Genomic DNA, 19,949 nt, shown 5'->3' with positions numbered 1-19,949 from the left:
TCACGGCGTCACAGTCCGAGGGATGTGGAGGACAGGATGCTGATCAGCATCGGGGCCACGCCCAGCACGATGAACGCGGGCAGGACGCACACGCCGAGCGGCAGCAGGAGGGACGCGGCGAGGCGTGCGGCCCGCATCCGGCCGTCCGTCCGCGCGCGGTGCCGGGCGATCGCGGCGGCCGCCCGCAGCAACTCCGCCGCCGGGACGCCGGCGTCTCGGGAGAGCCCGAGGATGCGCTCCAGGTCCGCATCCTCCGACGTGTCGGGAGCGGCCGCGGCGCGCACCGGGCGCTCGTCCGCCGTGCCGAGCGCATCGGCGGCGAGCCGGCGAGCGCGCTCGAGCGAGACGCCCCCGCTGAGCGCGATGGCGGTGAGTTCGGCACGCAGCCCCGGCACGCCGGGCGGCGGACCCGCCGACCGGACCAGACGCGCGTTCCACCGGCGCGCGAGCACCGTCAGCACCACGCCGACCACGAGGCACGTCACTCCCCCGGGGGTTCCGGTGAGCACGCCCAGCGTGTCGAAGCCGAGCGCCAACCCCAGCAGCACCGCGACCAGCGGCAGCCAGCTCATCAGGCGCGCCGTAGAGGCGGGTTCCGCCAGCGCCACCCGCACCTCGTCACGGCAGTCGTCCGCATCCCGCAAGGCGGACGCGACCGCGCGGAGCGCGTCGGCGAGGGGCGCACCGACGGATGTGGCCACCTGCCAGGCCGCACCCACCGCCTGCCACCGGACGCCCTGGGAGCCGATCGCGGCTCCCAGGTCCGCACCCGCCGCGTGGGCGTCGAGGATCTCCGCCGCGTCCCGCTCCCCCGAGTCGGCCAGGAAGCGCCAGGCCGGCGCCGGGGCGACACCCGCCTGCAGCAGCACGGCCAGACGCAGCGCGACCTCCGGCGTCCGGTCGGCGTGGGTGCGGCGTCGCGGGATCAGCCCGGCCACGGGAGCACCTCCACCCCGAGCCGGCCGTCCTCCAGCCGTGGTCGCCCCAGTCCCGCGACGTGCCGCCGGCCGTCCGCACCCCGGGAGAGATGGACGATCCAGCCGATGGCGCTGACCACCTGACGGGCGAGCGCCCCGTCGCCGAGCCCGGCCAGCGCGCCCAGCGCCTCGAGCCGAGCCGGCACGTCCGCCAGACCGTTCGCGTGCAACGTGCCCGCCCCGCCGTCGTGTCCGGTGTTGAGCGCCGACAGCAGCTCACGCACCTCCGCCCCGCGACACTCCCCGACCACCAGCCGGTCCGGTCGCATCCGCAGAGCCTCCCGCACGAGCCGTGCCAGGTCGATTCCGCCGGCACCCTCGAGATTCGGTTGCCGCGCCTCCAGGCGCACATGGTGCGGGTGGTCGATCCGGAGTTCGGCGACATCCTCGATCGTCACGATCCGCTCCTCCGGGCGGGCAGCGCCGAGCAGCGCCGCCAGCAGAGTGGTCTTGCCGGTCCCCGCCGCGCCGGTGACGAGCAGATTCGCCCGGTCCGCCACCAGTCCCGCGAGACGCTCCCCACCCCGGTGGTCGAACATCCCCGCGCGCTCGAGATCCGCCAACCCGGCGAGCGTCCGACGAGGCACGCGGAGGGAGATCGTCGTTCCATCGGCGCAGACCGGCGGGAGCACCGCGTGCACGCGGATGCCGCCGGCGAGCCGCACATCGACACAAGGGGTGGCGTCGTCGATGTGACGGCCACCCAACGCGATGAGCGTCACCGCGAGGTCCCGCACCTCCTCTTCGTCGGCACGCCACCCCGTCACCGGCCGAGCCCCGTCGCCGCGGTCGACGAACAACCCGGACGCGCCGTTGAGGAACACGTCCGTCACATCCGGGTCGTCGACGTGGCGACGCAGGATCTCCGGCAGGCCATCGAGCGGTGATTCCCGCGGCCGTCGATCGCCGGGGACCGCCGCCGCAACCGGCGCACCACCGCGCGGGGCGACGACGAACGGATGCGGCATGCCCCGACGCTAGGGCTCGCTCCGGGCGAGCCGGTCGCGTCCGCGGCGAGCGGTGGAGGAAGGGCCGTCCCCCACGGCTGGGGAGAAGCCAAGAAGAAGAAGGGGCGGCATCCCGTTGGGGGGTAGGGATGCCGCCGTGGCGGCCCCTCGAACTGGGGGGTGAGGACGGCCGCGCACCCCGTCCGAAGACGGGCGTATCGAGCCTACGCAAGGTCGGAGACGGGTGCCAAACCCTCGCGGCGCGGCGGTGCGTGGGCACCAACTAACGGGGGTGGCGACGCCCCCCGACGTCCCCGGAAAATGGAGGCGGGCCAGTCTCTGCGCCCCGTGTCACCCCCGCCGTCACGGCGAGCCGCAAAGGAGCGAGCACAGATGAGCAGCCAGATCGACCATCTCCTCAACGAGGACCGCCGATTCGCGCCGAGCGAGGACTTCGCCGCGGCCGCCGTGGGCACCGCGGACCTCTACCACCAGGCCGCGACCGATCGCGAGGGCTTCTGGGCCGACCGCGCGCGCGAGCTGCTGCACTGGCAGACGCCGTTCACCAAGGTGCTGGACTGGAGCAACCCGCCCTTCGCCACCTGGTTCGAGGACGGAGAGCTGAACGTCGCGTACAACTGCCTCGACCGCCATGTGGAGGCCGGCAACGGCGACCGGGTCGCCCTGCTCTGGGAGGGCGAGCCGGGCGACGAGCGGCGCGTGACCTACGCCGAACTCACAGACGAGGTGAAACGCCTCGCCAACGTCCTGACCGAGCTCGGCATCGGCCGCGGAGACCGGGTGGCCGTGTACCTCCCGATGATCCCCGAGGCGGTCGCGGCGATGCTCGCGGTCGCACGGGTCGGCGCGGTCCATTCCGTCGTGTTCGGCGGGTTCTCCGCCGACAGCCTGCGGGCGCGCATCGACGACGCCGGGGCCAAGCTCGTCATCACGGCGGACGGCGGATACCGCAAGGGCCGGGTCTCCGCGCTCAAGCCCGCCGTCGACCTCGCGCTCGCCGACCGCAACGGCTCGGGCGTCCAGGAGACGGTCGAGCACGTACTGGTCGTGCGACGCGGCGAGAACGACGTGGATTGGACGCCGGGACGGGATCTGTGGTGGCACGAGGTGGTGCCGGCCGCATCCGCCGAGCACGTGGCGGAGGCTTTCCCGGCGGAGAACCCGCTGTTCATCCTGTACACCTCCGGCACGACCGGTAAGCCCAAGGGCATCCTGCACACCTCGGGCGGCTACCTGACGCAGGCCGCCTTCACCAACCGGGTCGTGCACGACATCCACCCGGAGTCCGACGTGTATTGGTGCACCGCGGACGTCGGCTGGATCACCGGACACACCTACGTGACGTACGGGCCGCTGGCGAACGGTGCCACCCAGGTGATGTACGAAGGGACGCCGGACACCCCGCATCCGGGCCGCTGGTGGGAGCTGGTGGAGAAGTACGGCGTCACCATCCTGTACACCGCCCCCACCGCCATCCGCTCCTTCATGAAGATCGGCCGCCAGGTCGCGCAGCAGTTCGACCTGTCCAGCCTCCGGCTGCTCGGCTCCGTCGGCGAACCCATCAACCCGGAGGCATGGATGTGGTACCGCTCGGTGATCGGCGGCGACCGGGCCCCGATCATCGACACCTGGTGGCAGACCGAGACCGGCGCGATGATGATCTCCGCCCTTCCCGGGGTGACCGAGACGAAGCCCGGGTCGGCGCAGGTGCCGCTGCCCGGCATCACCGTGGACGTCGTCGACGACGCCGGCCAGGAGGTCGGGAACGGCAACGGGGGCCTCCTGGTCATCACGGAGCCGTGGCCGGCGATGCTCCGCGGCATCTGGGGGGACCCCGACCGCTTCGTCGAGACCTACTGGGACAAGTTCGCCGAGCAGGGCTTCTACTTCGCCGGGGACGGTGCCCGGCTCGACGACGACGGGGACGTCTGGCTGCTCGGCCGGGTGGACGACGTCATGAACGTCTCCGGGCACCGGCTCTCCACCGCCGAGATCGAGTCGGCCCTGGTCGGGAACGAAGCGGTCGCCGAGGCGGCGGTGGTGGGGGCCAGCGACGAGACCACCGGCCAGGCGGTCGTTGCCTTCGTCATCATCAAGGAGAGCTACCTCAAGGCGCATTCCCCCGAGGGACTCGCCCAGACCCTGCGCGCGTGGGTGGGCGAGCAGATCGGCCCGATCGCCCGTCCCCGCGACGTGTACATCGTCGGCGAACTGCCCAAGACGCGTTCCGGCAAGATCATGCGACGCCTCCTCCGCGACGTCGCGGAGGGGCGCGAGGTCGGCGACACCACGACGCTCGCCGACACGGCGGTGATGTCGGTCATCTCCGCTCAGGTGAAGTAGCCGCATCCGACGGTAAAGCCGAGGTCAGGACATCCCGGAGGATGCGTCCTGACCTCGGCTTCGTCGTCCGTGCGCGGCTCAGGCGACGGTGAAGACGACCTCCACCTCGACGGGGCTGTCCAGAGGCAGCACCGGCACGCCCACGGCGGAACGCGCATGGCGGCCGTCGTCGCCGAAGACCTCGGCGAGCAGCTCGCTGGCGCCGTTGATGACACCCGGCTGCCCGGTGAACTCGGGAACCGACGCGACGAACCCGGTCACCTTCAACACTCCCGTGAGCCGGTCGACGCCCCCCACAGCGGCGGCCGCGGCGGCGATGGCGTTCAGTGCGCTGCGGCGCGCGTACTCGTAGGCGTCGGCGGCAGTCACCAGTCCGTGACCTTCACCCACCTTGCCCGTGGCCGGCAGGGCGCCCGAGACGAACGGCAGCTGACCCGCCGTGTAGACCAGGTCCCCGTGCACCTTCGCGGGGACATATGCGGCCACGGGGGGTGCCACCTCGGGCAGCTCCAGACCGAGCGCGGCGAGGCGCTCCTGCGGCGAGGTCACGACCGCTCCCCCTCGAACTGCTTCGCGGCGACCGCTGCCGCGGCCAGTCCCGCGTTCGCGGACGAATCGGCGTCGACGGGTCGTTTCAGGTACGCCACGAGACCGCCCTCCGGGCCGGTGACGACCTGCACGAGCTCCCACCCCTGCTTGCCCCAGTTGTTCAGGATGGCGGCGGTGTTGTGGATGAGAAGAGGTGTGGTGAGGTATTCCCACGTCGTCATTGCGACTCCCGGTCAGGTGGATCGTGGGCGGTCCCCCGCCCGTGCGGATACCAGACGAACCGGGGCATGTCGGGTGATCCCCCAGCATCCTGGCTTACGATCACCCTATGCCCGATACCAAACGCACAGCCACCGGCGTGCTCTCCGGCTTCGCCGGACTCGTCGGTCTGAGCGCGGTGGCCGGTGTTCTCATCACCGCGACCGTGACCCCGGCGATCGCCGTGACCGGAGCCGCAGCCTCGAGCGCGATCACGATGTTCGACAACATGCCGAGCTATCTCGAGATCTCGGATCTGATGGAGCCGACCACCCTCCTGGTCAACGACCCGAACACCGGCGAGTACGTCGAGATGGCGTCGTTCTACGACCAGAACCGCTCACCGGTCGGCTTCGACCAGGTCGCGACGGTCATGTACGACGCCATCCTCTCCAGCGAGGACCCGCGCTACTACGAGCACGGCGGCGTCGACCTGATCGGCACGACCCGTGCCGTGCTGTCGAACCTGCAGGGCGGCGCGAGCACGCAGGGCGGGTCGTCGATCAGCCAGCAGTACGTGAAGAACATCCTCATCCAGAAGTGCGAGTGGGACGCCGTCGGCGAAGAGGAGAAGCAGGCCTGCTTCATCGAGGCCACCAACTCCAGCGGCACGGAGGGCATCGAGCGCAAGCTCCAGGAGATGCGCTACGCCGTCCAGCTCGAGCAGGAGTACTCGAAGAACGACATCCTGCTGGGCTACCTCAACATCGCCAACTTCGGCGGCATCACCTACGGCATCGACGCCGCGGCGCGCCACTACTTCGGCGTCCCCGCGAGCGACCTCAGCCTGAGTCAGGCCGCCGTGCTGGCCGGCATCGTCCAGAATCCCAACACGTACCGCATCGATCAGCCGAACAACGAGGTCAACGGGGCCGCGGACGGCTACGCGCTCACCAAGAAGCGGCAGACGTATGTGCTGAACCGCATGCTGGATGACGGGAAGATCACGCAGGAGCAGCACGACGCCGCCGTCGCCGAGCCGATCACCCCCAACATCACGAACCCGGCGCAGGGGTGCGCCGGCACCATCGCCCCGTACTTCTGCCAGTACGTGGTCGAGGTCATCAAGAACGACCCGGCCTTCGGCGAGACGAGCGAGGACCGGCAGCTCGCGCTGCGCCGCGGCGGCCTCAAGGTGTACACCACGCTGGACTGGCGCCTCCAGGACGCCGCAGCCGCCACGATGGCCGACATCGCACCCAGCTCCATGGAGGGCATGTCCTTCGGCGCCTCCGCGGTGAACATCGAGGCGTCCACGGGACGCGTGCTCTCCATCGCGCAGAACACCCAGTTCAGTGAGGACGCCTCCCTCGCGTCGGACCCCAACTACTCGGCCCTCGTGTACGCGGGCGACCAGAAGTTCGGGAAGTCGGGCGGGTTCAACGCCGGATCCACGTTCAAGATCTTCACTCTCGTCGACTGGCTCGAGCAGGGCCGCTCCGTCAACGAGGTGCTCAACGGCCGCAACCGTGTCTTCCCGCGCATGACCAACTCGTGCTCCGGCGACTGGGTGAACTACGGCGGTGACCGGATCGGCAACTTCGGGAACGTCGGCGGCTACACCGGCACCCCGATGCAGTTCACCTCCGCGTCCCTGAACTCCGGATACCTCGCCATGGCCGAGCAGCTGGACCTCTGCGACATCGGCAAGGTGGCCAGCAAGATGGGCGTGACGCTCGGCAATGGTCAGCCGATCCCGATGACTGTCGCCAACGAGGTCATCGGATCCGACAACGTGTCGCCGATGGCGATGGCCGGTGCATACGCCACGGTCGCCAACAACGGCATCTACTGCCAGCCGCAGGTCATCGACCGCGTGACCGATGCGAACGGCAACGAGCTTCCCAAGCCGGAGCGCACCTGCGAGCAGGTCCTCACCCCCGAGGTCGCGGCCACGGCCGCCTACGCCCTCCGCGGCGTGATGAACGGCGGAACCGGTGCCGGGGCGAACCCGTACGACGGCGTCCCCGTGATCGGCAAGACCGGAACGCACGAGGGATGGCAGTCCTGGATGATCGAGTCCAGCACGGCCGTCGCGACCGCCGTCTGGGTCGGCAATTCGACCGGCGAGGTCAGCTTGTTCAACCGGTCCGCGAACGGGTACCAGCTCTCGAACATGCGCTACGCCATCGCCCGGAACATCCAGGGCGCGGCGAACGACCTGTACGGCGGCAACGCCTTCCCTGCACCGGCAGGCAACCTCACCAAGACCGTGCTGCGCGATGTCCCGAACGTCGTCGGCATGAACGTCGAGGAGGCGCAGGCCCGACTCGAGGACGCCGGATTCACCGTCACTGTGGGCGAGCCGGTCGATTCCGATGCCGCCACCGACGTCGTGGCCGCGCAGAACCCGTCCGGGCAGGCCGCCGGCGGATCGACCATCACGATCAACCCCAGCAACGGCCAGGGCGGCACGATCCCGTCCGTGAGTGGCACCGTGCAGAACGCGCAGCAGCAACTCGCCGCCGCAGGGTTCACCAACGTGGGGCTGGGCGCCTGCACGGAGGACAAGGACCTGAAGCCGAACGAGACGAAGGTGCTGGGCACGAGTCCCGCCGCCGGAACCGCCGCCAACAAGGGCGCGCAGATCACGGTGGACTACGCCAGAGACACCTGCGCACCGTGACGCCGGGCGCCTCCCGCGCCGCCCTCGCCGCCGTGACGGCGGTGGGGGCGGCGGGCCTCGGAGCCGCTGTCTGGGGCGTGGGGATCGAACGGTACCTGTTCACCGTCCGTGAGCACGACGTGCGCGTCCTGCCGCCCGGCTCCCGCCCCCTGCGCGTCCTGCACGTCTCCGACGCCCACATGGCGCCCTGGCAGCACCGCAAGCAGGAGTGGATGGCGACGCTCGCCGCCCTGGAGCCGGATCTCGTCGTGAACACCGGCGACAACCTGGGCCATGCCGACGGCCTGGCGGGTCTCCGGCACGCCTTCGACGGTCTGCGCGGCATCCCGGGTGTCTACGTACACGGATCGAACGATCGTTACGCTCCGACACCGCGCAACCCGTTGCGGTACTTCATGGGACCTTCGGAGAAGGATCCCACGGTCCCGCAGATGGATACCGGTTCCCTCGACCGCTACCTGAGCGATGAGCTCGGCTGGACCGGGATCGACAACACCGCAGCCACGTTGGACGTGGCGGGCCTGCGCATCGACGCCTTCGGGGTGGACGACGCACACCGTGACTGGGACGACCTGGATGCGCTGCCGCCGTTGCGCGTGCAACAGCGCGACGCCGGATCCGCCGACCTGGTCCTGGGCGTCACGCACGCCCCGTACCGCCGGGTGCTGGACAGGTTCACGGATCTTGGCGCGGATCTGCTCCTGGCGGGGCACACCCACGGCGGTCAGGTCCGCATTCCCCTCTCGTCGAAGGCACTCGTCGCGAACTGCGACATCCCCCTGGATCAGGCCCGTGGGCTCAGCACGTGGTCGCACGGCGGACGCGACGTCCCGCTGAACGTCAGCGCGGGGATCGGACACTCCATCTACGCCCCGGTGCGATTCGGATGCCGCCCGGAGGTCACGCTCCTCACGCTCCTGCCGCGGGACTGACGCGCCACAACACCTCCTCCACAGGCACGCCCAGCCCGCGTTCGGCACACATTCGCACGGCCCGGCCGGTGATCGGGCCGCGCGCGGCCGACGCTGGAGGCATGAAACGCGTGCTCCCCGCCCTCCTGATCATCGCGGCCCTCGTGGTGGCCGGGCTCGTCGCCACCCGGCCGGCCCAGGCGGCCTCCCCCGGCAGCGGCTTCGGTGAGTGGGGTCCGTCCACCCGATTCGGCTGGCACGGGTCGATGAACGTCGACGGGATCCACACCTACTGCATCTTCCCCGGACTCCCCCTGCCCACGGGCGAGAGCCAGGACCACGGCATCAGCACGGACGCGGCGGGACTGGATCCCCAGCGTCTCACGGCGATCAACATGCTCATCAGCACGTACGGGCAGACCACCGACCCGGTGCAGGCAGCCGGAGTCGGCTGGGCCGTCAAAGCCATCGCCGACCGCGAGACGGCGCTGCACACGTTCGGCTACCCCGGGGACAGCTTGGCCGGTGCCGTCGACTGGGTCTTCCGGCACATCGCTCCGGCGCACAGCATCGCGGTTCAGCACCTCGCGGAGGCGTACTACGCAGAGGGCATGGCCATGCCCGTCGGCGCGCAGACCGCGTCGGGAGCGCTGCAGTTCACCACGGACGCCTCGGATCCCCTGCTCGGCACGGTGACGGTGATCGCCGATCAACCGGACGCCAGGGGCACCCTCACCCTGGAGCACGCGGTGTTCACCGACACCGGCGAAGCCACCCTCGAAGACGCGCGCGTCGGGCAGGCCTACGCCCTCACCGCCACCCCTACGACCGGACGCGAGCCCGTCACCGTCCGTGGTTCGGGCACGTTCCAGGGAGGATTCCGGCCCGCGGTGCACCATTTCACCACCGCCGGAGGTCAGGACACCGCCGGCCCCGCAGGCAGGACGGAGTTCCCCGTCGCGGGCGAGGATGCGACCCCGAGGGAGACGACCTTCGCCCCTGTCGTCACGACGCAGGTGGCGCACCGGTACATCCCGTCGGGCCGCTACGTGGATGACGTCACGTTCCTCAGCGCACGGGGGGCCTGGCCGCGTGCCGCCGAGCAGGGGTATCTTCCCGTGCGCGCCACGGCGACGCTCTACCGCACCGACCGGGAACCGCTCCTCACCCCGGAGGTCCCCGCCGACGCCGAGGTCGTGGCCACCCTGGAGGCCACGACGGACGGGGCGGTCGGACCCACGGCCCCGTACCGCGTCGAATCGGACGAACCGCTCCCCGGTTCCGGGTTCTACACCGCGGTCTGGAAGATCGACGCCGACGGGCAGCACGCGGAGACCGTCGCAGCGCTGGAGGAGGGATACCGCTGGCAGGAGCAGTTCGGCGAGCAGACCCAGATCACGATGCTGACCGCGGTCTCCTCGCAGGCGGAGCCGGTCGTGGCGGTCGGGGCACCGCTGACCGATGACCTCATCGTCTCAGGGGTACTGCCGGCGGACGGCCTGCACCTCACGGCGTCCGTCCACCGCGTGCCGGACGGAGTCCCGGAGGCTGACGCCTGCACCCCGGAGAACCTGCTGTGGGCCGGCCCGGCTCAACCCGTCCACATCACCGCACCCGGGCGGACGCGGATCGAGGGGCCGGCAGCGCCCGACTTCGGGACCTACGTGTGGCGCGAGCGCGCCGTGGACGCCCAAGGACGGCTCGTGCACGAGGGCGCATGCGGGGTCGAAGCCGAGACGACCCGCGCTCCCCTGCCGACTGTGCAGACGCGCGCCCTCGCGACCGTGGGCTGGGGCGGTGAGGCCACCGACACGGCCATCGTCACCGGCCCCATCCCGGCCACCGGGAGCACCACGCTGACCTTCCAGCTCCACCGTGGCACCGAGGGCGTCGCGCCGGCGGACGCCTGCACGCCCGACTCACTCGTGGCCGACACCTCGGCGACACCCATCACGGTCACCGCCGCCGGTGAATTCCTCTCGCCCGGAGTGCGGCTGCACCATCCAGGCGCCCATTACTGGATCGAACGACTCTGGTACACGCCCGAAGGCGGTGAGCCGCGCCTGCTCGCCGAGGGGGCGTGCGGGCTGGAGAACGAGACGACCATGGTCGAACGTCCGGGTCTCACCACCCGCGCCGTCGAACGGGCAGCGCTCGACGCGCCGTTCCACGATTCCGCGGTCATCACCGGGCTCGGCGAAGGCGTCGACGCAGAGGTCGTCTTCTCCCTCTTCCACACCGAGGCGGACGAGCGTCCGATCTGCACTCCCGCGAACCTGGAGAAGACGACCGCCGCTGTGCCGGTGACCGGCGACGGCGAATACCGTTCGCCAGAGGTACGGTCCTCGACGCCGGGTGCCAAGCACTGGATAGCGGAACTGCGGGCACGTGTCTCCCCCGACGCCGAGCCCGTCGTCCTGCACACCGGCACCTGCGGGGAGGACGGCGAGACCACGTACGTCGACGTCCTCGCCGAGACAGGGGCGGCCACCCCGCCCGTGCCGATGCGGGTGGTGGGAGGCCTGGGCGCCGTCCTGGTCGCCGCGGGGCTGTTGGTCGCGGCCGGCGCGCGGCGGCGTCCTGCGTCGGCCACGAGCGCCGCCACTCCCGAGACGCACTGAACGGGGGCTCGATTCGGAGCTGGAGGCCATGCTGGGGTAGACTCGGAGGGTTGCCACGGGGTGTGGCGCAGCTTGGTAGCGCGCTTCGTTCGGGACGAAGAGGCCGCAGGTTCAAATCCTGTCACCCCGACGCGAGGAGGCTCCGCCGAAAGGCGGAGCCTTTCGTCACTCCAAGGACCACTGGGTCCTCCGCCGGACGCCCGGGAGCCCGCCTTGCCTCAGACTCCGAAGCTCATCGCCTTCGACCTCGACGACACGCTCGCCCCGTCCAAGAGCCCGGTGGACCCGCGGATGGCGCGTCTCCTGCTCGATCTCGCATCGCGCGTCGAGGTGGCGATCATCTCCGGCGGTCAGCTCGCGCAGTTCCGCTCCCAGGTGGTCGAACGATTGCCCGACGCCTCCCCCGACACCCTGTCGCACCTGCAACTGCTGCCCACCTGCGGAACGCAGTACTACCGCATCGGGGCGGACGGCATCGAGACCGTGTACGCGCATGCCCTCACCGACGACGAGAAGTCCCGGGCGCTCGCCGCCGTCGAGGAGGAGGCCCGACGGCTGGGCCTCTGGGAGGAGACGACCTGGGGAGAGATCCTCGAGGACCGCGGATCCCAGATCACCTTCTCCGCACTGGGGCAGCAGGCGCCGCTGGACGCGAAGACCGCCTGGGACCCGACGGGCGCCAAGAAGAACACCCTCCGGGAGGCCGTGGCCGCCCGCCTCCCCGACCTCGAGGTGCGCTCCGGTGGATCCACCTCGGTGGACATCACCCATCGCGGGATCGACAAGGCTTACGGCATGCGGCAGCTCGCCGAGCAGACCAGCATCCCGCTCGAGGACATGCTCTTCGTCGGCGACCGGCTCGACCCGGACGGCAACGACTACCCGGTACTCGCGATGGGCGTCGCCTGTCACGCGGTCACCGGGTGGGAGGACACCGCCGCGTTCCTCGAGGATCTGCTCCCGACCCTCCCCCCGCGCTGACCGCCGGGCTCAGCCCAGTCGACCGCCCGATTCACTCAGGTAGCACTCCGCGCACATCGACTCGTAGGTGACCCGCTCCGGGGTGAGCTCGTCGATCGCGACCTGGTCGCCGTCGAACACGAAACGCCCGCCCACCAGCCGGGCGTTGAAGACGGCCTTGCGCCCGCAGCGGCAGATGGTCTTGAGCTCCTCGAGGCTGTGCGCCAGTTCCATGAGCCGCCGGGAGCCGGGGAACGCTTCCGTACGGAAGTCGGTGCGGATCCCGTAGGCCAGCACGGGGACCCGGTCCATCACGACGATCCGGAGCAGATCATCGACCTGTTCCCGGGTGAGGAACTGCGCCTCGTCGATGAGGAGGCAGGCCACGTCCGCACCCTCTCCGGCATCCGGCAGGAGCGTCTCCGCGGCCGCGGCGCGCGCCCGTTCCCGGTGCATCGCGAAGAGCGTCCGCAACGACGCATCCGGACCGATGAGGAAGTCCACCTCGCGGCTCATCCCGAGCCTGCTCGAGACGTGATCCGCTTCCTTGGTGTCGATGGTCGGCTTCGCCAGAAGCACGTGCTGGCCGCGCTCCTCGTAGTTGTACGCGGCCTGCAGCAGAGCTGTCGATTTGCCGGAGTTCATCGCCCCGTAACGGAAATACAGCTTGGCCACCTACAGATTCTACGGGCCTGTCGATTCCGCCCGGGCCCGTACGACGTCATAGTGAAGGGGCGCGACGCGGCCCACGAATCGAGGAGGACACATCATGGCCAAGTACATGCTCATCATGCGCAACAGCGGTTCCACCCAGGACTATGCCGACATGGACTTCGAGGCGGTCCTCAACGCGATGGGCGCCTACAACGAATCGATGATGAAGGCGGGTGTCCTGCTCGGCGGGGACGGTCTGACCGATGCGGCCGAGGGCGCCGTCGTGGAATTCACCGCCGATGCCCCCGTGGTGTCCGACGGCCCCTACGGGGAGACGCACGAGCTGTTCAACGGCTTCTGGACCGTCGAGACCAGCACACGCGAGGAGGCGATCGAGTGGGCGTCCCGCGCACCGCTCGGACCCGGCAACAAGATCGAAGTGCGCCGGATGACCGACGAGTCCGACTTCGCGGACTACGCCGACAACGAGTACGTGCAGAAGGAGAAGACCTGGCGGGAACAGCTCTCCACGCGGGAGTGATCCGTCGTGAGCGGAGACATCGGCCGCGCCGTCGACGCCGTCTGGCGGATCGAGAGCGCGCGCATCGTCGCGACGCTCATCAGGAAGACCGGCGACGTCGGTCTCGCCGAGGACCTGGCCCAGGAGGCGCTCGTGGAAGCGCTCGAGCGCTGGCCGGATTCGGGCGTGCCGCGCAATCCCGGAGCGTGGCTGACCGCGGTCGCGCAGCGCCGGGCGATAGACGTCTGGCGGCGCCGGGCGGCGCTCGACGAACGCTACCGGGCCATGGCGCACGACCTCGACGAGACGACGCCGCCGGAGTGGGAGCCCATCGAGGACGACGTGCTGAGGCTCGTGTTCATCGCCTGCCATCCGTCCCTCTCCCGGGAATCGCAGATCGCGTTGACGCTGCGGGTGGTGAGCGGCCTCACGAGCCGGGAGATCGCGCGGCTGCTGATCGTGCCGATACCGACCGTGCAGGCCCGGATCACCCGGGCGAAGAAGACGCTGGCGGCCGTCCGCGCGCCGTTCGAGACGCCGGAGCCCGCCGAGTGGCGTGCGCGGCTGTCCGCGGTCCTGGGCGTCGTCTACCTCCTGTTCACGGAGGGCTACGCGGCCACCGGCGGCGACCACTGGATCCGCGCGGACCTCGCGCACGAGGCGCTTCGCCTCGGCCGGATGCTGGCGACCCTCGTCCCGCACGAGCCGGAGGCGCACGCACTCGCCGCGCTGATGGAGCTCCAGTCCTCGCGGTTCGCCGCACGCGTGGCGCCGGACGGGACGCCCGTCCTCCTCGACGACCAGGACCGCAGCCGCTGGGACCGGGCGCAGATCTCCCGCGGCACACGGGCCCTGGCGCGTGCGGACGCACTCGGCGGCGGACGCGGCGCCTACGCACTGCAGGCCGCGATCGCGCACTGCCATGCGGTCGCCCCGAGCGTCGCGGACACGGATTGGGAACGCATCGTCATCCTCTACGAGGCCCTCGGGCGCATCGCCCCGAGCCCTGTGGTGGAGCTCAACCGCGCCGTCGCGGTCGCCATGGCGACCGGTCCCGCGACGGCGCTGCGCATCGTCGACGGGCTCGCGGATCAGCTGCGCGGGTCGCACCTGCTGCCGAGTGTCCGCGGCGAACTGCTGACGAGACTGGGGCGTACCGAGGAGGCGCGTTCCGAGCTGCTGGCCGCCGCCGGGCTCACCGCGAACGAACGGGAGAGCGCCGTGCTGCGCGCGAAGGCGGACGCCCTCCGCCCGTGAACCCGGTCCCGCGGCTCGAGACCGCGCGCGAGCGCCGCGCGGCGCTACGCGGGGAGGTGCAGGACCTCTGCCGTACGCTTCAGCGAGGACGCCGCCGCATCCGGGTCGGGGTTGAGCGTCGACCCGTAGCTCGGGATGAGTTCGGTCAGCGCCGGTTCCCAGTCCGCCATGCGGTCGGGGAAGGCGGACTTCAGCAGGCCCAGCATGATCGAGACAGCAGTGGACGCGCCCGGGGACGCGCCGAGCAGGCCGGCGATCGTCCCGTCGGCACTGGCGACGACCTCCGTGCCGAACTGGAGCTTCCCGCCCTTCATCACCTGCGCGCGCTGCCCGGCCTGGAGGAGTTCCCAGTCCTCGGCCTTCGCGGTCGGCATGAACTCCTGGAGGCTCTGCACCTTCTTGGGGTGGGTCTTGAGCAGTTCGCTGACCAGGTACTTCACGAGGTCGAAGTTCGTCACCGCGACCTTCAGCATGCTGCCGATGTTCGACGGGCGCACCTGGGAGACGATGTCCCACATCCGGCCGGTCTTGAGGAACTTCGGACTGAACGTCGCGAACGGTCCGAACAGGAGCGAGCTCTCCCCGTCCACCACGCGCGCGTCCAGGTGCGGGACCGACATCGGCGGCGCGCCGACGGAGGCCCGCGAGTAGACCTTCGCCTTGTGCTGCGCCACGATCGCCGGGTTGCTGGTCTTCAGCCACTGACCACCGATGGGGAAGACGCCGTAGCCCTTGATCTCCGGGATGCCGGACTTCTGCAGCAGCTTGATCGCCCATCCCCCGGCGCCGACGAACACGAACCGGGCGTTGACCCGGCCCGGGGTCCCGCCGACCGTGTTCCGGTAGGAGACCTGCCAGGTGCCGTCCTTCAGCTTCTTGAGGTTCTTCACCTCGCGGTTGGTGAGGACCTCCGCGCCGTTGTCCTTCAGCTTCGCGACCAGCTGACGCGTCAGCGCACCGAAGTCGACATCCGTGCCGCTGGGCACACGGGTCGCCGCGAACGGCTCACCGACGCGGCGCTTCTGCATGAGCAGAGGGGCCCACTTGTTGATGACGCGGGAGTCCTCGCTGTACTCGATGCCCTCGAACAGCGGTTCCTTCTTCAGCGCCTCGTACCGGGTCTTCAGGTACGCGACATCCTTCTCCCCGCGGACGAACGTCATGTGCGGAGCCGAGTTGATGAAGGTCTCCGGCGCGTCCAGCACGCCCCGCTCGACGAGGCTCGACCAGAACTGCCGGCTCTGCTGGAACTGCTCGTTGATCGCGATGGCCTTGGTGGGATCCACCGAGCCGTCCGCGGCGGCGGGCATGTAGTTCAATTCGCACAGCGCCGCGTGCCCGGTCCCCGCGTTGTTCCACGCGTTGGAGCTCTCCTCCGCCACCTCACCGAGGCGCTCGTAGAGGGAGATCTTCCAGTCGGGCTGGAGCTGCTGCAGAAAGGTCCCGAGGGTGGCGCTCATGATGCCGCCACCGATGAGGAGGACGTCGACGGTTTCGGTCACCCGTCAAGTCTAGTTCTCGTCCCGGGCACCCCTGACCGTCGCACCCCCTACCATCGGGTCAAAGTGCGCGGTTCTTGACGCTGCGGAAAGCGATCGGTCCGCTCAGGCGTCGGCGCCGAGGCCGGCTGCGACGAGCTCCGCGATCTGCACGGCGTTCAATGCCGCACCCTTGCGCAGGTTGTCGTTGCTGATGAACAGCACCAGCCCCCGACCCTCCGGCGCGGACTGGTCCGCACGGATCCGTCCGACGAAGCTCGGATCCTTGCCCGCCGCCTGCAGCGGCGTGGGGACCTCTTCGAGGACGACGCCGGGCGCCGCGGAGAGCACCTCGCGCGCACGCTCCGGGCTGATCGGGCGGGCGAACTCGGCGTGGATGCTCAGCGAGTGGCCGGTGAAGACCGGCACGCGCACGCAGGTGCCGGCCACGCGCAGCTCAGGCAGCTCGAGGATCTTGCGGCTCTCGTTGCGGAGCTTCTTCTCCTCGTCGGTCTCGTTGTCCCCGTCGTCGACGAGGTTGCCGGCGAAGGGGATCACGTCGAACGCGATCGGCGCGATGTACTTCTCCGGCTCAGGGAAGTCGAGCGCGGAGCCGTCGTTCACGAGGCGCAGGACATCTCCCTGGGCGAGCACTCCCTCGACCTGGCCGAGGAGCTCCTGCGCGCCGGCGAGGCCGGAGCCGGAGACGGCCTGGTACGTGCTGACGATCAGGCGCTCCAGCCCGGCGGCGGCATCCAGCGGCTTGAGCACGGGCATGGCCGCCATCGTGGTGCAGTTCGGGTTGGCGATGATGCCCTTGGGCCGGTCCGCGATCGCGTGCGGGTTCACCTCGCTCACCACCAGCGGCACGTCGGGGTCGTTGCGCCAGGCGCTGGAGTTGTCGATGACGACGGCGCCCGCCTCCGCGAAGCGGGGCGCGTGCGCGCGGGAACCGGTGGCCCCTGCGGAGAACAGCGCGATGTCGATCCCGTCCGGGTCGGCCGTCGCCACATCCTCCACGATCACCGTGTGACCGGCGAAGTCGATGGCGGTGCCCGCGGACCGGGCGGTCGAGAACAGCCGCAGCTCGCGGATCGGGAAGTCCCGCTCGATGAGGATGTCGCGCATGACCGTCCCGACCTGGCCGGTGGCGCCGACGACGGCGAGGGAGATACCTGAATCCGAGATGCGGGTCATGCGAGTTCCTTGGGGTTCGTGCGCGCGGCATCCGGATCCGGACGGGGCGCGGGGTTGCCCGATTCTACCGTGGCGCGGGAGACGCCATCCGCGCCGCCGTCACGGTGCGCTCCGGACCCGCCCGGAGGGATGCGGAAACGCCGCACGCCCCCAGCGGTCGGGGGCGTGCGGACGAGCGGGAAGGGGCGGTCAGCGCCCGGTGCCGGCGTGCACGACGGCGTCGGTGTCGCCGTCCAGGCCGTAGGCGGTGTGCACGATGCGGGCCGCCTCCGCGATGTCGTCCGCACGCAGGACGACGGAGATCCGGATCTCCGAGGTCGAGATCATCTCGATGTTGATGCCGCCCGTGCTGAGCGCTTCGAACAGCGTCGCCGAGACGCCCGAATGCGTGCGCATGCCGGCGCCGACGACCGAGAGCTTCCCGATCTGATCGTCGTGGACGAGGCTCACGAAGCCCACCTCGGGCTGCTCGGCGGCGAGCGCGCGCAGCGCCGTGGCGGAGTCTGACATGGGCAGGGTGAACGAGATGTCGGTGCGCCCGGTGTTGGCGGCAGAGACGTTCTGCACGATCATGTCGACGTTCGCCCCGGACTTCGCCACGATCTTGAAGATCTCGGCGGCCTTGCCCGGAACGTCCGGAACGCCGGTGACGGTGATCTTGGCCTGGCTGAGGTCGGTGGCGACACCGGCGACGATCGGCTCTTCCATGGGGTCTCCCTCGGGGGTGTACGCGGCCATCTTGTCCTTCTCGACGACGAAGGTGCCTTCGCTCAACGAGAACGTGGACCGCGCATGGATGGTGACGCCGTGCCGCCGGGCGTACTCGACGGCACGGATGTACAGGACCTTCGCGCCGTTCGCGGCGAGCTCGAGCATCTCCTCAGAGGAGACGACGGTGAGCTTGCGCGCCTTGGGGACGACGCGGGGGTCGGCGGTGAAGATGCCGTCGACATCGCTGTAGATCTCGCAGACATCGGCCTCGAGCGCTCCGGCGAGAGCCACAGCGGTCGTGTCGGAGCCGCCGCGCCCGAGGGTCGTGATGTCCCGGGTGTCCCGGTTGAACCCCTGGAAACCGGCGACGATGACGATCGCGCCCTCGTCGAGCGCCTCGCGCAGCCGCACCGGCGTGACGTCGACGATGCGGGCGGCACCGTGCGTGGCATCGGTGATCATCCCGGCCTGACTGCCGGTGAACGACCGGGCTTCGAAGCCCATCGAGTGGATCGCCATGGCGAGGAGTGCCATCGAGATCCGCTCGCCCGAGGACAGGAGCATGTCCAGCTCCCGCGGCGCCGGGATGGGGGCGACCTGGCCGGCGAGCTCGAGGAGTTCGTCGGTCGTGTCCCCCATCGCGCTCACCGCGACCACGACGTCGTGCCCCGCGCGGCGGGTGTCCACGACGCGCTTGGCCACGCGTTTGATGCTCTCGGCGTCCGCGACGGACGAGCCGCCGAACTTCTGCACGATCAACGCCACGATGTCACTCCCGGAAGATGTGCGCCGGCGGTAGCCGCCCGGCGGCGTGCGGCGGGCGGATGCCGCGCCAACTGTCCATCTTACGGTCGCCCGCGTAACGGCCCCGGCATGCGTCTTCCCACTCTCCCGACGGTGGTCGGCACGGACGGGCGGTTGCCGGATCGGGACCCGGAGGCTCGTGCGCGCTGGTCGAAGTGCTCCGCGGAGAGCGCGGGGTGTCAGCCCGGCGCCACCGGTGGCATGCCGCCGCGCGGACGACGGAGCCGCAACGAGCCGCCGGTCGCCGCGAGCCAGCATCCGAGGATGACGAGCGGGAAGCCGATGAGCAGCCCGAGGGTGATCTCCTCCCCCAGGACGGCGGCGCCGAGGAGGATGGCCACGATCGGGTTGACGTAGGTGAACAGCGGCGCACGAGCGGGCCCCACCTGTGCGATCAGCGCGAAGAAGACGATGAAGGCGACCGCCGTGCACAGCACCGCCAGCACCACGAGCGACACCGTGCTGGAGAGCGTCGGCACCTCGTGCTGCGTCAGCAGGGCGATCGGCAGGTAGAACAGCCCCACGGCGCCGAGCGCGATCGTGACGGTGCCGAGCGAGGGCACACCCTGGAGCTTGTGCGCGACGATGAAGGGCGCAACGGCGTACAGGACCGCCACGAGCAGCACCTCACCGACGGCGAGCAGCCCCTGGGAGCCAACGGCGAGGCCCGGTCCCGCCACGATGACCGCGACGCCGATGAACCCGACGAACAGCCCGATCGCCCGTGACGGTCGGAACACGGAGCGGTCGCCGCCGCCGAAGGCGATGAGCGCGGCGAAGAGCGGGACGGTGGCCACGAGCAGCCCGGTGAGCCCCGACGGCAGCGTCTGCTCGGCGTGTCCGAGCAGGAGGAAGGGGCCGGCCATCTCCACCGCTCCGAACGCCAGCACCCACCCGACCTTGCCCCAGGCCGGGCGCAGCGCCCCCTGGCGCAGCGCGAACGGCAGCAGAATGAGCGCGGCCAGCAGGGTGCGGCCGCTGACCACAGCGGCCGGCGAGAACGACTCGACGGCCTGCTTGATGAGCAGGTAGGGCACGCCCCACAGCAGCGCCATCGCGCCGAACAGTATCCAGCCGCGCGCGCCGATGCGCTGAGCCACCGCCTTCACGTGGCG

16 protein-coding genes and 1 tRNA gene are annotated in these 19,949 nt (G+C 70.4%); 8 read left to right on the top strand and 9 right to left on the bottom strand.

Features of this window, described 5'->3' with window-relative positions:
• Positions 1 to 8: 8 nt before the first annotated feature.
• Both F6J84_RS03800 and F6J84_RS03795 read right to left on the bottom strand, forming a co-directional pair.
• Positions 9 to 938 (bottom strand): type II secretion system F family protein, encoded by a 930-nt coding sequence (locus F6J84_RS03800; RefSeq protein WP_238702586.1) that lies wholly within the window; start codon positions 936 to 938, stop codon positions 9 to 11.
• A complete protein-coding gene (locus F6J84_RS03795) occupies positions 926 to 1,945 on the bottom strand; it encodes a TadA family conjugal transfer-associated ATPase (RefSeq protein WP_150971511.1) in 1,020 nt (339 codons plus the stop codon). Before F6J84_RS03795 ends, F6J84_RS03800 begins: the two co-directional genes overlap by 13 nt.
• 372 nt (positions 1,946 to 2,317) lie before the next feature.
• On the opposite strand from F6J84_RS03795, the gene acs reads away from it, so the two are divergent.
• Positions 2,318 to 4,288, top strand: coding sequence for an acetate--CoA ligase (gene acs, locus F6J84_RS03790; protein ID WP_150971509.1), 1,971 nt, complete (start codon positions 2,318 to 2,320; stop codon positions 4,286 to 4,288).
• 78 nt (positions 4,289 to 4,366) lie between these two features.
• Here the strand turns inward: acs and F6J84_RS03785 are convergent, their stop codons facing one another.
• On the bottom strand, positions 4,367 to 4,837 hold the full coding sequence (locus F6J84_RS03785) for a RidA family protein (protein ID WP_150894648.1): 471 nt from the start codon (positions 4,835 to 4,837) through the stop codon (positions 4,367 to 4,369).
• Complete coding sequence (locus F6J84_RS03780; protein ID WP_150894650.1) at positions 4,834 to 5,058, bottom strand: Sp36 family protein; 225 nt, start codon at positions 5,056 to 5,058, stop codon at positions 4,834 to 4,836. Before F6J84_RS03780 ends, F6J84_RS03785 begins: the two co-directional genes overlap by 4 nt.
• A gap of 107 nt (positions 5,059 to 5,165) precedes the next feature.
• Between F6J84_RS03780 and F6J84_RS03775 the strand changes: the two genes are divergently transcribed.
• From F6J84_RS03775 to F6J84_RS03755, 5 genes are all read left to right on the top strand, one after another.
• Positions 5,166 to 7,721, top strand: a complete 2,556-nt coding sequence (locus F6J84_RS03775; RefSeq protein WP_150971507.1) for a transglycosylase domain-containing protein — start codon at positions 5,166 to 5,168, stop codon at positions 7,719 to 7,721.
• Positions 7,718 to 8,653: a metallophosphoesterase gene (locus F6J84_RS03770; protein WP_150971505.1), complete on the top strand. Its 936-nt coding sequence runs from the start codon at positions 7,718 to 7,720 to the stop codon at positions 8,651 to 8,653. The genes F6J84_RS03775 and F6J84_RS03770 overlap by 4 nt, the downstream gene beginning before the upstream one ends.
• Before the next feature lie 101 nt (positions 8,654 to 8,754).
• Positions 8,755 to 11,253 (top strand): hypothetical protein, encoded by a 2,499-nt coding sequence (locus F6J84_RS03765; RefSeq protein ID WP_150971503.1) that lies wholly within the window; start codon positions 8,755 to 8,757, stop codon positions 11,251 to 11,253.
• Positions 11,254 to 11,309: 56 nt separating this feature from the next.
• Positions 11,310 to 11,383: transfer RNA gene (locus F6J84_RS03760), tRNA-Pro, on the top strand.
• Positions 11,384 to 11,466: 83 nt separating this feature from the next.
• Entirely contained in the window at positions 11,467 to 12,234 is a 768-nt protein-coding gene (locus F6J84_RS03755; RefSeq protein WP_191905741.1) for an HAD-IIB family hydrolase, read from the top strand.
• A gap of 9 nt (positions 12,235 to 12,243) precedes the next feature.
• On the opposite strand, the gene F6J84_RS03750 is transcribed toward F6J84_RS03755, so the two are convergent.
• The gene (locus F6J84_RS03750) at positions 12,244 to 12,888 is read right to left on the bottom strand and encodes a thymidine kinase (protein ID WP_150971501.1); all 645 of its coding nucleotides are present in this window, start codon (positions 12,886 to 12,888) and stop codon (positions 12,244 to 12,246) included.
• Between the two features lie 94 nt (positions 12,889 to 12,982).
• Here F6J84_RS03750 and F6J84_RS03745 point away from each other — a divergent pair, with 94 nt between their 5' ends.
• On the top strand, positions 12,983 to 13,408 hold the full coding sequence (locus F6J84_RS03745) for a YciI family protein (protein WP_150971499.1): 426 nt from the start codon (positions 12,983 to 12,985) through the stop codon (positions 13,406 to 13,408).
• Between the two features lie 6 nt (positions 13,409 to 13,414).
• Positions 13,415 to 14,644, top strand: a complete 1,230-nt coding sequence (locus tag F6J84_RS03740) for an RNA polymerase sigma factor (RefSeq protein WP_150971497.1) — start codon at positions 13,415 to 13,417, stop codon at positions 14,642 to 14,644.
• Between the two features lie 44 nt (positions 14,645 to 14,688).
• On the opposite strand, the gene mqo is transcribed toward F6J84_RS03740, so the two are convergent.
• The 4 genes from mqo to F6J84_RS03720 all read right to left on the bottom strand — a co-directional run bounded on the left by mqo (position 14,689) and on the right by F6J84_RS03720 (position 19,943).
• Positions 14,689 to 16,146 carry a malate dehydrogenase (quinone) gene (gene mqo / locus F6J84_RS03735; protein ID WP_150971494.1) on the bottom strand — a complete coding sequence of 486 codons (1,458 nt, stop codon included), beginning with the start codon at positions 16,144 to 16,146 and terminating at the stop codon, positions 14,689 to 14,691.
• A 102-nt stretch (positions 16,147 to 16,248) separates the two neighbouring features.
• Positions 16,249 to 17,319: an aspartate-semialdehyde dehydrogenase gene (locus F6J84_RS03730; protein WP_150971492.1), complete on the bottom strand. Its 1,071-nt coding sequence runs from the start codon at positions 17,317 to 17,319 to the stop codon at positions 16,249 to 16,251.
• Positions 17,320 to 17,508: 189 nt separating this feature from the next.
• Positions 17,509 to 18,795: an aspartate kinase gene (locus tag F6J84_RS03725; RefSeq protein ID WP_150971490.1), complete on the bottom strand. Its 1,287-nt coding sequence runs from the start codon at positions 18,793 to 18,795 to the stop codon at positions 17,509 to 17,511.
• A 218-nt stretch (positions 18,796 to 19,013) separates the two neighbouring features.
• Entirely contained in the window at positions 19,014 to 19,943 is a 930-nt protein-coding gene (locus F6J84_RS03720) for a DMT family transporter (protein WP_238702585.1), read from the bottom strand.
• Positions 19,944 to 19,949 lie beyond the last annotated feature (6 nt).

Origin of the sequence: Microbacterium caowuchunii, assembly GCF_008727755.1 — a bacterium.
Lineage (GTDB): Bacteria > Actinomycetota > Actinomycetes > Actinomycetales > Microbacteriaceae > Microbacterium > Microbacterium caowuchunii.
Note: the sequence above shows the minus strand (reverse complement) of the source record. Positions and strands in the feature narration are given on the sequence as shown.